Below are 1,796 nucleotides of genomic sequence, written 5' to 3'. Positions count from 1 at the left end.
TCGATCGATACTGGGGTTCCGGAGATCGATCCCTTGCTGAACCGCGGCGGTATTCAGTCTATGATGTGGACGATTTCACTGGTGCTGCTGGCTTTGGGGTTTGGCGGAGCGCTTGAACGCGTAGGTTGCCTTCAGGCCATCATCAAAGTTGTCATCTCGAAGGTGAAAACGTTTGCCGGTATTCAAACCTCAGCCATCTTAACCTCTGTCGCGACCAACACAGTTGCAGGTGACCCCTATCTGTCAATTGCACTGCCAGGGCGGATGTATGCGCCGGTCTATCGCGCGATGGGCTATTCCCCGCTGAACCTGTCCCGGGCGGTCGAGGAAGGCGGAACTCTGGTGTCCCCTCTGATCCCTTGGAACGCGGGTGGTGCGTTTGTCATCACGGCGCTTGGCTTGGGTATCGCGGACGGCAACTTCGAAAATCTGCTGTATATTCCGCTTGCATTCGCTTGCTGGCTGTCACCGGTCATCGGTATCTTCTATGCCATGACAGGGCTGTTTTCGCCTAAAGCCAGCGAAAAAGAAATCCGCTCCTGGGAGGAAAGCGGCGAACCTGTTGCACAGATGAGTGCCTAATCTTTCTGCGCCAACACCAAATTAGGTGTTGGTGCCCTTCATCCACCTCGGTCAATACTGGGAGGAGAGCATATGGACCCGAGAAACTTTGTCCCAAAGGGCGCGGCCAGCTATCGCATTGACTATGATGGATCGGCCAAGGAAATCTATTTTCTTCTGCTGCCCAAACTGACTATGCTGGCCTTCAGCGCCGCAGTGGAACCCCTGAGGATCGCCAACCAGGTTACTAACAAAGAACTGTATAAATGGTTTCTGATCACTGAAGATGGAAATCCGGTTTCTTGCTCGAATGGGGTTGAAATTACGCCGGATTTTGCGTTGCACAACTTGCCGCGATCGTCGCGGCTATTTGTCTGCTCGGGTATTGAACCGGCCGAAAGCACCAACCCCAAGGTGCTGTCGTGGATCCGCCGCCAAAGAACCTTTGGATGTAATCTGGGTGGTATTTGCACAGGGGCTTTCGCCCTTGCCAAGGCTGGAGTTCTGTCAGGGAAAAGGTTCACATTGCATTGGGAAAACCACCCTGCTTTTGTCGAACATTTTGATGATTTGGAGCCATCGTCAAACCTGTATGAGATCGACAACGAGCTTATGACATGTGGCGGCGGAAATGCTGCAACCGACATGATGTTGGACATGATCGAATCCAATTTCGGAAATGACCTTGCCGTCATTGTTTCGGACATGTGCATTCACTTTCGATCCAACAATAGTAAAACGCTCCAGAAATCAGCCTTTTCGGTAGCTTTGGGTAGTCGCAACCAGTACCTGATCAACGCAATGCAGATCATGCAAGAAAACCTGGAAGAGCCGTTAGATATCTTTGAAATAGCAGAAGCCGTGCAGATATCTCGTCGCCAGTTAGAGCGTCTCTTCCAAAAGTATGTCGAAACTTCGCCTGTTCAGTTTTATCTAGAACTGCGCGTTTCGAGGGCTTACGCATTGCTCAGCGAAACCGAGATGGCGGTCGCGGAAATCGCGGCAGCCACAGGCTTTAGCAGCGCTACACAACTTACGGTACGATTCAAGAAACGCTACGGCGAAGCGCCAACTTCATTCAGAAGGGGGTGGTCTGAAAAACGTGAATAACTCGATCAGCCAGGTAATGACAAGTTTGAACGTGTTTCATCACTTCCTCTGCAGCCAACCATAGTGCGCCTTGATAACGCTGCGACGCGGGACTTTCATTATGGGAAATGTTCGTAATGAGCCGC

2 protein-coding genes are annotated in these 1,796 nt (G+C 51.4%); both read left to right on the top strand.

What is annotated here, in order from left to right; translation table 11 throughout:
• On the top strand, positions 1-582 hold a 582-nt coding region (locus ACR0IU_RS22245; protein WP_480717785.1), incomplete at its 5' end, for a Na+/H+ antiporter NhaC family protein.
• A 72-nt stretch (positions 583-654) separates the two neighbouring features.
• Positions 655-1,671, top strand: coding sequence for a GlxA family transcriptional regulator (locus ACR0IU_RS22240; protein WP_480717784.1), 1,017 nt, complete (start codon positions 655-657; stop codon positions 1,669-1,671).
• Positions 1,672-1,796 lie beyond the last annotated feature (125 nt).

The organism is Ruegeria sp. CL5 (assembly GCF_056536485.1).
This window is presented reverse-complemented; position numbering and strand designations above follow the sequence as displayed.

Excerpts from the sequence above, each read along its gene's own strand:
- ACR0IU_RS22240 (WP_480717784.1), top strand. The coding sequence starts at position 655 with ATGGACCCGAGAAACTTTGTCCCAAAGGGCGCGGCCAGCTATCGCATT.